Consider the following 11,012-nt stretch of genomic DNA (forward strand, 5'->3'; position numbering starts at 1 on the left):
AAGACTACTTAATTTTAAGTAGTCTTTCTTCACTTTAAGCAGTAGCTTCTTCATGAGCAAATTGACTGTTGTAAAGATCTGCATAGAAACCATTTTTCTTAAGCAATTCTTCATGATTTCCTTGTTCTATAACATCACCATGATTCATTACTAAGATTAAATCTGCATCTTTTATTGTTGATAATCTATGTGCAATTACGAAGTTTGTTCTGCCTTCCATAAGTTTTGTCATAGCATTTTGAATATAAGTTTCAGTTCTTGTATCTACTGAACTTGTAGCTTCATCAAGTATTAATACTTTAGGATTAGCAAGTATTGCCCTAGCAATAGTTAAAAGTTGCTTTTGTCCTTGTGATATATTTGAAGCTTCTTCATTTAATATAGTATCGTATCCGTGAGGTAAAGTTCTAATAAAGTGGTCAGCATGAGCAGCTTTTGCAGCTCTTACAACTTCTTCAAATGTAGCACCTTCTTTTCCATATGCTATATTATCTTTTATACTACCATTAAATAACCATGTATCTTGAAGAACCATACCAAACATACTTCTTAAATGTCCACGGCTAAGTTCAGTTATATTTACTCCATCAAATGTAATTTCTCCACCATTTAATTCATAGAATCTCATCATAAGATTAATTAATGTTGTTTTACCTGCACCTGTAGGACCAACTATTGCAATAGTTTGACCTTGTTTTGCAGTTACATTCATATCTTTCATTAGAAGTTCATTTTCATTATATCCAAATTTAACATTTTTAAATTCAACATTTCCATGTGGATTTTTCAAAGTTTTTACGTTTTCTGGTTCTCTAACTTCCTCTTCTTCATCTAATACTTCAAATATTCTTTCAGCAGAAGCCATTGTTGATTGAAGTATATTTGCTATATTAGCAGTTTGATTTATCATTTGAGTAAATTGTCTTGAATATTGTATAAATGATTGAATATATCCAACACTTAATTTGTTTTTAGTAACTAATATACCACCAACAACTGCAATGATAACATAACCCACATTATTTATAAAATTCATTAAAGGCATTATTAAACCTGACATGAATTGAGCTTTCCAAGCTGAATCATAAAGTTTTTCATTTATTTCATCAAATTCTTTGATAGCCTTTTTTTCATGACCAAAGGCCTTTATAACAGTATGACCTGTATAAACTTCTTCAACATGACCATTTAATTGACCAAGTTGATTTTGTTGAGTACTAAAGAATTTTTGTGATCTTCCTATTATAGGTCTAGTTGCAATTATACAAACAGGAAGTGTTAATATACATATTAAAGTTAAAAGTGGACTGATTGTTAGCATCATTATAGTGATACCAATAATAGTAATAACAGCACTAATAAGCTGAGTTAAACTTTGTTGAAGCGTACTACTAATATTATCTACGTCATTTGTAACTCTACTTAATATATCTCCCTTTGAGTTTGCATCAAAATATTTGATAGGAAGTTTATTTAATTTATCATTAACATCCTTTCTCATATCACGAACTGTACCTTGAGCAACTCCAGCCATTATATATTGTTGCAGATACATAAATACTGCGCTTAATACATAGAAGCCTAAAAGCAATAAAATATAATGAGATAATTTAGTAAAATCAATTGAAGCACCAGGTATACCTCTAAATTTAGCTATCATACCTTCAAGTATTACATTAATAGTTTCACCTAGTAATTTAGGACTAAATACAGAAAATGCTGTACTTATTATAGCCATAAAAATTACTGATATAAGTTTTACTTTATGTGGTTTTAAATATTTTAAGAGTCTTTTTGTTGTACCTTTAAAATCTTTAGCTTTTTCACCAGCCATAACAACGCCATGACCACCTCTATTTCCACGCATAGGGGCATGAGTTTTTTTATTTTTATCTATGCTCATTTGCAAGTTCCTCCTCTGAAAGTTGTGATGAGGCAATTTCTTGATAAATTGCACAGTTTTGTAGTAATTCTTTATGAGTACCCATTCCTACGATGTTACCATCTTCTAAAACTAAAATTCTATCTGCATCCATTATTGTGCTTACTCTTTGAGCAACTATAATAACAGCTGATTCTTTAGTTTCATTTTTAAGAGCAGCTCTAAGTTTTGCATCAGTTTTAAAATCAAGAGCTGAAAAACTATCATCAAATACATAAATTTCAGGTTTTCTAACTAGAGCACGAGCTATAGATAGACGTTGTTTTTGACCACCTGAGAAGTTTTTACCACCTTGTTCAACTACAGAATCAAATCCGTTTTCTTTTTCTAGAATAAAATCATAAGATTGAGCTATTTTAGATGCATGAATTAATTCATCCATAGTAGCATCCTCTTTACCATATCTTAAATTTTCAGCAATTGTTCCAGAGAAAAGAACAGCTTTTTGAGGAACAAATCCTATTTTACTTCTAAGAGTTTCTTGTGACATATCTTTTATATTTATTCCATCAACTAATATTTCACCATCTGAAGTATCATAAAATCTTGATAAAAGGTTTAGTATTGTAGATTTACCAGAGCCTGTACCACCTATAATAGCTGTAGTTTCTCCAGGTTTAGTTTCAAAAGATATATTATTTAATGCAGCATTTTCTGCACCAGGATAGAAGTATGACACATTTTTAAATTCAACAAATCCTTTTTTATCGCTATCATTTTTAGGATTTTCAGAATCTGTTATAGTAGGTTCTATAGCTAATACTTCATTTATTCTACTTGCTGAAGCTGAAGCTCTAGGAATCATTATAAATAGCATACTTACCATTATAAGTGAGAACATTATTTGCATTACATATTGTATAAATGCCATAAGGTTACCAACTTCCATAACTCCAGAGTCAATTCTATTTGCTCCAAACCAAAGTATTGAAACAGCAGTTAAGTTTAGTATTAACATTAATAAAGGCATTAATAAAGCAATTGTTTTGTTTACTTTTATTGCATTACTAGTAAAGTCATCATTAGCCTCATCAAATCTTTTCTTTTCAAAGTTTTGTTTATTGAAAGCTCTAATAACTCTTATACCAGTAAGGTTTTCTCTTAAAATTCTGTTTATATTATCAAGTTTTACTTGCATTGCTTTAAATAATGGCATAGCTTTTTTACCGATAAGCAGTATTGCTATTATTACAATTGGCATTGAAACTAAAAGTATTAAAGATAAATCTTTGTCAACAGAAATTGCCATTATAATACCACCAATACATGTAAGCGGTGCAGTTATCATCATTCTTAGTATCATAATAACAACTTGTTGTACTTGATTAACGTCATTTGTTGTTCTAGTAATAAGTGAAGCAGTACCAACTTTATCAATTTCATTTAAAGAAAAGGTCTCTGTCTTAGTAAATATTTTTCTTCTTAAATCTCTACCAAATCCCATTGAGACTTTAGATGAAAGAAAACTGGCAAGTATAGTACAAGCACTACCTATTAAGGCTATACCAATCATAACTCCACCAATCTTAAGTATATAATTAACGTCACCGTTCATTATTCCTGTATCTACTATCTTAGATAATAGAGTTGGTAGATATAATTGAGACATAGTCTGAACAAATAGTAAAACTATTACAAATACCAATTGCTTGCTATACGGCTTTAATTGCTTAAATAGTTTTAACATAACTTTGTCACTCCTTAAATATTTTTATTATCAATATTATTATCTTTATGATTTTCTAAATTGAATTTTATCTTTTCTAATAAAGTTTTTAGAGAACTTATTTCATTTTCAGTAAAATCATTAAGGCAGATATCATCTATCTCTTTAATTACAGTTTTTAAATCTTCACAAGTTTTAAAACCTTTTTCAGTTAAGTGGATTCTAGATACTCTTTGATCATTTTCATCAGAAAGTTTTTTAATAAATCCAGCTTTTTCTAATCTTTTTATCATAACAGTAATAGTTGCAGGTTTAGAATGTAGAATTTCTGCTATTTCCTTTTGACTTAACCCATCTTTATGATATAAAGCAAATAAAAGATTAGGTTGTCCTGGATATAATCCTTCTTTTTCTAAATTCTTATGAGATAAACAAAAATGTAATCTTATTAATTGTCCTAATAATTTGTGAAAAGAAAAATCAGTGTTTGATTCCATATTAAAACTCCTCTCATTTTTAAAAAGTTAGACGACTAATAATTAGATGACTAATTATCTCACTATTTTAATACTATTCTATAGAAAAAACAAGGTGCAAAACAAAGAAATTTATTTTTAAATACTAAAATTAATTTATAATAATATCTATATAAAAATCAGAAAAGAGGATATATAAAATGAATTACGTTTATATAATAAAATGTAAAGACAATTCGCTTTACACTGGATGGACAAATAATTTAGAACGCAGATTTAAAGCACATACAGAAGGAAAAGGTGCTAAATATACAAGAGGAAGAGGACCATTAGAGCTTGTATATTTTGAAGAGTTTGATGATAAAGTTGAAGCAATGAAAAGAGAATATGAGATTAAGAAAATGAGTAGAGAAAATAAGTTAGATATGATAAAAAACTTTAATAAATAGCAGAATTACTCGAATTTTGTAGCAAAAATATTGTTAATAAATATTGTAATTATATAGACAAAATAAACAAATATGATAAAATAATTTCGTAAGGTATGAGATTTTGAAAAGAGATTTGATATTTTTACAAATTAGTTTTAAAAAAATAAAAAGCGCCAGGACTTAAGAAGTTTTATCATAGTTTTTATGATTTTTAAGTTGACGAGGTTGGGAGTTATCGAGACTTTTCGGCGGGTGCCCCACGGTATCGCACTACCGTTAACGATTGGCAAAGCTATAGAGTGATCTATAGTACAAATCCAATTTGGTGTTAAAACCTTCAATTATGGTTTTTGTAGTCTTAGGATTAGTATGCCTATTTTTATTTATAATATGAAAAACCATAAGAGGTAAAAAATTAAATAGTAAATATTAGGAAGGAAGATTTTTTATGTGCGGAATAGTAGGATATGTTGGTAAGGGTCAAGCAACTAATTTTTTAGTGGAGGGATTATCAAAACTAGAATATAGAGGTTATGACTCAGCTGGAGTAGCAGTTATAGAAGATTGCAAGATTGATGTTAGAAAACAAAAAGGACGTCTTGCTAACTTAGAAGAAACTTTAGAAAAGAACCCTATGAAAGGAAGTATTGGTATTGGACATACTAGATGGGCGACTCATGGAGAACCATCAGATATCAATTCACATCCACATTTAAGTACAAAAGGAAATATTGCTGTTGTTCATAATGGTATTATAGAAAACTATATTGAACTTAAAGAATTCTTAAAAGAAAAAGGATGTAAGTTTGTTTCAGAAACAGATACTGAAGTTATACCAAATCTTATAGAATATTACTATGAAGGAGATTTATTCAAAGCAGTAGTTAAAGCTTCAAAGGACTTACAAGGAAGTTTTGCAATAGGTGTAATTTCTAATGAAGAACCTGATAAGCTTGTAGCTGTAAGAAAGGATAGTCCATTAATTGTAGGTTTAAAAGATGATGAAAACTTCATTGCTTCAGATATACCAGCAGTTTTAAACTATACTAGAGATGTATATCTTTTAGAAGATAATGAATTTGTTGTTATTACAAAAGAAGGAGTAAAACTTCTTGATGAAAACGGCAATAATATAGATAAAGAAATATTTAAAGTAACATGGAATGCAGATGCTGCAGAAAAAGGCGGATTTGATTCATTCATGTTAAAAGAAATTCATGAACAACCAAAAGCAATTAGAGATACTATGACTTCAAGAATATCAATGGATCATGGAATTACTTTTGATGACTTTAATATTTCAAAAGAAGAATTAGAAAATATTGATAGAATATATATGGTAGCTTGCGGAACTGCATATCATGCAGGATTAATGGGTAAATACTCAATAGAAAAACTTGCAAGAATACCAGTAGAAGTTGATATTGCATCAGAATTTAGATATAGAGATCCATTAGTTACTGATAGATCATTAGTTATTGTATTAAGCCAATCAGGAGAAACAGCAGATACTTTAGCTGTACTTAGAGATTGTAATAAAGCTGGAGCTAAAACTTTAGCTGTTACAAATGTTGTTGGAAGTACAATTTCAAGAGAAGCTGATCATGTTATATATACTATGGCAGGGCCAGAAATCTCAGTAGCATCAACAAAAGCATACACTACACAAGTAGTAGTAATGCATGCAATTGCAATGTATTTTGGAGAACTTCTAAATACTATAAGCAAAGAAGAAGTAGATAATTTAAAGAAGGAATTATTAGAAATTCCTGAAAAAATAGAAGAAGTATTAAAAGATACAGATGCTGTTAAAAAGATTGCAGAAAGTCTTAAAGATGAAGATGATATATTCTTCCTAGGAAGAGGAATGGATTTTGCTCTTGCTTTAGAAGGTTCATTAAAACTAAAAGAAATATCATATATTCACTCAGAAGCATATGCAGGAGGAGAATTAAAACATGGACCAATTGCCTTAATTGAAAAAGGTACAAAGGTTGTTTCAGTTCTTACTCAAAAGAATTTAATTGATAAAATGATTAGTAATATTGTTGAAATAAAATCAAGAGGAGCAATAAACTTTGGAATAACATTCAAAGAAAGCCAAAAAGCTCAAGAAGTTTTAGATAATGTATTATTTATACCTGAAACTATTGATATGTTTGCACCAATAATTGCAGCAGTTGAATTACAATTATTAGCTTACTATGTTGCAAGTCTTAAGGGATTTGATATAGATAAGCCAAGAAACTTAGCAAAATCAGTTACAGTTGAATAAAAAAATATCATTTATAGGTATAATAACTTTTATATAAAGATATGGTTATTAAAGTTAGGAGATGTTTTTTATGAGAGAAGAGTTATTAAAATTAATAAATGAATATAAGGAAACCAAGAGTAGTTTAAACTCAGGTTTAGAGTGGATGCCTGATAATGAATCAGCAAAATCAAAAATAGATATAATCAATATGGTAGTTGAAGATTTAGAGAATATAATAAAATAGTTATTAAGGTCTATATAATCACTTAGATGGTTGTATAGGCCTTTTTCGTATGGAAAGGAATGAAAAGGTTGAATAAGAAGATTATTAAGAAAGAAACTAGAAAAAATATTATTAAAAAAAGAGATGAATTAGGTAAAGAAGCTAAGAAAATTATGGATGATAAAATAATAAAAAAGCTTATAAATAGTGAAGAGTATAATAAGGCAAGAGGAATTTTTACGTACATTGGTTTCGGTTCAGAGATAGATACTAAGATAATAATTGAAGATGCATTAAAACTAGGAAAAGAAGTCTATGTACCTAAAATATTTAATAAAGAAATGATTCTTATAAGAATAGATTCATTAGAAAATTTAGTTAAAAGTAGTTATGGAATATTAGAACCAATTGGGGAAGAAAATGATTTTGATATTAATAAATTAGATCTTATAGTTATGCCAGGGGTTGCTTTTGATGAAGAATTTAATAGATTAGGCTATGGAGCTGGATATTATGATAAATTTTTAGATAAAAATAATCTTAAGTGTAGTAAGATTGCATTAGCATATGAATTGCAAGTTTTAGATAATTTAGAAGTTGAAGAGCATGATAAAAAAGTAGATCAAATAATAACAGAAAAAAGAAGAATTGTTAATAATATATAAGACTTATGATTTATTAGAAGGGAGGTGATTTTTAAAAACTACTAAGAAGTATTGATTAATAGATTATTATGGAATAAAATAAAGATAACTTAACAAAGTATATTAATAGTATTCTTGTAAAGGTTTAAATAAAATATATTAAAAGGGATGGGATATAGATATGATAAGAGAAGTTAAAAGAGGAACTTATAATGGCAAAGATGTAATAGAATATACTTTAACAAATAACGGTATTAGTATATCTATATTAAACTTTGGTGGAATAATTACAAAAATTATGACTCCTAATAAAGAAGGAAAGCTTGAAAATATAGTAATAGGATATGAGAATATAGAGGACTATTATACTAATCCATCATATTATGGAGCTATTATAGGAAGAACAGCTGGAAGAATAGATAAGGGTCAAATAACTATAGACGGAAAGAAATATGACCTTGCAAAAAATTATGGAGTAAACTCAGGTCATGGTGGACAAGTTGGTTTTGATAAAAAGTTCTGGGATGTTAAAGATACAAGTGATGATGAAACTGCAAGGCTTGAACTTTTAATGGAATCTCCTGATCTTGAAGAAAATTATCCAGGAAATCTTCATGTGAAAGTTATATATGAATTAAATAATCATAATGAATTTTTATTTAAAATAAATGCTATTTCAGATAAAGATACTTTAGTTAATATAACAAATCATAGTTATTTTAATTTAAGTGGAGATTATAAGAGAGATATACTTGATCAAGAGTTATATATTAATGCAGATAAAATACTTAAAGTAGATGAAAATGGGGGAGTTACAGGTGAAGAATATGATGTTTCAAATACTCCATTTGATTTTAGAAAAGTGCATAAAATAGGAGAAAGAATAGATAATGATGATCCACAAATAAAATTAGGTTTTGGATATGATCATCCATTTGTATTAAATGAAAATGACAGAAAGATTATACTTAAGGATAAGGAAAGTGGAAGAGTTTTAGAAGTTGAAACAAATCAAGAAGATGTCGTTGTTTATTCTATGAACTTTAAAAATGATAATATTATCTATGGTGGAATGGAACCTAGAACACGACTTGCTATATGCTTTGAAACGCAAGCACCACCAATTGGATATAATGAAGTATTTAAGGAAAAGTCTTATTTAAAGGCAGGACAAATTTATTCTAAATCTACAAAATATACATTTAAATTAGAAGAGTAATTTATATATTTATATAAAAAAGAGAAGCTTAAATTTAAGCTTCTCTTTTAAAATTTATCTTATAATTCTTTGTTAGCTATTTCAGAAAGTAATCTAGCTTTGAATTCTTCAAACTTGATTGAACCTTCATCATCATTTTTTCTGCTTCTAACAGAAACTGCGTTATCATTCATTTCTTTTTCACCAACAACTAAGATGTAAGGAACTCTTTCAAGTCTTGCTTCTCTTATCTTGTATCCAAGTTTTTCAGTTCTGTAGTCAGCTTCAACTCTTACTCCACTGTTTCTTAAATCTCTAACGATTTTTTCAGTGTAGTCATTGTATTTATCTGATAATGGAAGAACTTTTGCTTGAACTGGTGCAAGCCAAGTTGGGAATGCTCCTGCATATTTTTCAATAAGCATAGCAAGTGTTCTTTCATAACATCCGATTGATGATCTATGGATGATGTATGGACGTTTCTTTTCTCCATCTTTATCGATGTAAGTCATATCAAATCTTTCTGCTAATGCAAAGTCAATTTGAACTGTTATAATTGTATCTTCTTTTCCATGAACATTCTTAAATTGGATATCAAGTTTTGGTCCATAGAATGCAGCTTCATCATCAGCCTCAACATAATCTATTTCTAAGTGATCTAATATATTCTTCATTATTACTTGAGTTTGTTCCCAAGCTTCTGGATTGTTGATATATTTTTCAGTATTATTTGGATCCCATTTTGAGAATCTATAGCTTATATCATCTGAAATTCCTAGAGTATCCATAACGTATTTAATTAAATCAACAACACCTTTGAATTCTTCTTCTAATTGTTCTGGAGTAACTATTAAGTGACCATCAGCTAAAGTGAATTGTCTAACTCTTATAAGTCCGTGCATTTCTCCTGATGCTTCATTTCTAAATAAAGTAGAAGTTTCAGCATATCTTATAGGAAGATCTCTATAGCTGTGTTGTTCAGCATTGTATATAGTGTATTGGAATGGGCAAGTCATAGGTCTTAAAGCAAATACTTCATCATCCTTTTCTTCATCTCCTAATACAAACATACCATCTTTATAGTGATCCCAGTGTCCTGAAACTTTGTATAAATCACTCTTAGCCATATATGGAGTTTTAGTTAATACATAACCTCTTTTTTCTTCTTCGTCTTCAATCCATCTTTGAAGAGTTTGAACTATTTTAGCTCCCTTAGGCATTAATAATGGAAGTCCTTGACCTACTTTTTCATCAGTAGTGAATAATTTTAATTCTCTACCTAATCTGTTGTGGTCTCTTTTCTTAGCTTCTTCTAAAGCTTCTAAATGTTCTTCTAAATCTTTGTTCTTTAAGAATGCAGTACCATAGATTCTAGCAAGCATCTTGTTCTTTTCATCACCTCTCCAATAAGCACCGGCAGTTCTTAAAAGTTTGATAGCTTTCATTGGCTTAAGTGACATTACGTGAGGACCAGCGCAAAGGTCTACGAAATCTCCCATTTTGTAGAATGAAATAACTTCATCTTCACCTAAATCATTTATAAGTTCAACCTTGTAAGGTTCATCTTTCATAAGTTCTAAAGCTTCATTTCTTGGTAATTCAAATCTTTCGATTTGAGGATTTTCTTTTATGATTTTTTTCATTTCAGCTTCGATTTTTTCTAAATCACTTGTGCTGAAAGCACCTTCTTTATCAAAATCATAATAGAATCCATCTTCAATTGCAGGTCCTATAGCTATTTTAGCTTCAGGAAATAATCTTTTAACTGCATAAGCTAATACGTGTGAAGCACTGTGTCTTAAAGCATCTTTTCCTTCTTTTGAATCAAAAGTACAGATTCCAACTTCACAATCATCATTTAGTGTTTGACGTAAGTCAACAACTTCTCCATTTACTAATCCACAAAAAGCATTTCTAGCTAATCCTTCGCTAAGGCTTTTTGCTACATCTAAAACTGATATACCTTTTTCAAATTCTTTAACTGATCCATCTTTTAAAGTAACTTTAATCATTTAAAAAACTCCTTTCTTCTCTTTTGATATTTAAAAACTAAATACTTTCTAAAATAAAAAAACTTCATCTCTAAATTTAGAGACGAAGTATATATCCGTGGTTCCACTCTAGTTATCTTTAAGAATTATCTTAAAAATCACTTTGTTTGTCGTAACGTGACAA

9 protein-coding genes and 1 other annotated feature (1 of these 10 only partly in view) are annotated in these 11,012 nt (G+C 28.9%); of the genes, 5 read left to right on the forward strand and 4 right to left on the reverse strand.

Translation table 11 applies throughout. From position 1 onward, the window contains the following. Positions 1-34: 34 nt before the first annotated feature. The 3 genes from SPJ33_RS01960 to SPJ33_RS01970 are packed head-to-tail and all read right to left on the reverse strand — an operon-like array spanning position 35 to position 4,105. A complete protein-coding gene (locus SPJ33_RS01960) occupies positions 35-1,903 on the reverse strand; it encodes an ABC transporter ATP-binding protein (RefSeq protein WP_414627195.1) in 1,869 nt (622 codons plus the stop codon). Further along, entirely contained in the window at positions 1,890-3,629 is a 1,740-nt protein-coding gene (locus tag SPJ33_RS01965; RefSeq protein WP_321116291.1) for an ABC transporter ATP-binding protein, read from the reverse strand. The genes SPJ33_RS01960 and SPJ33_RS01965 overlap by 14 nt, the downstream gene beginning before the upstream one ends. Before the next feature lie 14 nt (positions 3,630-3,643). Then, positions 3,644-4,105 (reverse strand): MarR family transcriptional regulator, encoded by a 462-nt coding sequence (locus SPJ33_RS01970; protein WP_321116292.1) that lies wholly within the window; start codon positions 4,103-4,105, stop codon positions 3,644-3,646. A gap of 179 nt (positions 4,106-4,284) precedes the next feature. Here SPJ33_RS01970 and SPJ33_RS01975 point away from each other — a divergent pair, with 179 nt between their 5' ends. The 5 genes from SPJ33_RS01975 to SPJ33_RS01995 all read left to right on the forward strand — a co-directional run bounded on the left by SPJ33_RS01975 (position 4,285) and on the right by SPJ33_RS01995 (position 8,858). Then, entirely contained in the window at positions 4,285-4,533 is a 249-nt protein-coding gene (locus SPJ33_RS01975) for a GIY-YIG nuclease family protein (RefSeq protein ID WP_321116293.1), read from the forward strand. Between the two features lie 430 nt (positions 4,534-4,963). After that, entirely contained in the window at positions 4,964-6,790 is a 1,827-nt protein-coding gene (glmS, locus tag SPJ33_RS01980; protein ID WP_321116294.1) for a glutamine--fructose-6-phosphate transaminase (isomerizing), read from the forward strand. A 70-nt stretch (positions 6,791-6,860) separates the two neighbouring features. Further along, the gene (locus SPJ33_RS01985; RefSeq protein WP_321116295.1) at positions 6,861-7,016 is read left to right on the forward strand and encodes a hypothetical protein; all 156 of its coding nucleotides are present in this window, start codon (positions 6,861-6,863) and stop codon (positions 7,014-7,016) included. A 59-nt stretch (positions 7,017-7,075) separates the two neighbouring features. Then, positions 7,076-7,660, forward strand: coding sequence for a 5-formyltetrahydrofolate cyclo-ligase (locus SPJ33_RS01990; protein WP_321116296.1), 585 nt, complete (start codon positions 7,076-7,078; stop codon positions 7,658-7,660). A gap of 160 nt (positions 7,661-7,820) precedes the next feature. Further along, the gene (locus SPJ33_RS01995) at positions 7,821-8,858 is read left to right on the forward strand and encodes an aldose epimerase family protein (protein ID WP_321116297.1); all 1,038 of its coding nucleotides are present in this window, start codon (positions 7,821-7,823) and stop codon (positions 8,856-8,858) included. 59 nt (positions 8,859-8,917) lie between these two features. Here the strand turns inward: SPJ33_RS01995 and thrS are convergent, their stop codons facing one another. After that, the gene (thrS, locus tag SPJ33_RS02000) at positions 8,918-10,849 is read right to left on the reverse strand and encodes a threonine--tRNA ligase (RefSeq protein WP_321116298.1); all 1,932 of its coding nucleotides are present in this window, start codon (positions 10,847-10,849) and stop codon (positions 8,918-8,920) included. A 75-nt stretch (positions 10,850-10,924) separates the two neighbouring features. After that, positions 10,925-11,012 (reverse strand) — a binding site (T-box leader) (it continues 125 nt past the right edge of the window).

The organism is Clostridium sp., from assembly GCF_034179595.1.
Taxonomy (GTDB): Bacteria; Bacillota; Clostridia; order Clostridiales; family Clostridiaceae; genus Clostridium.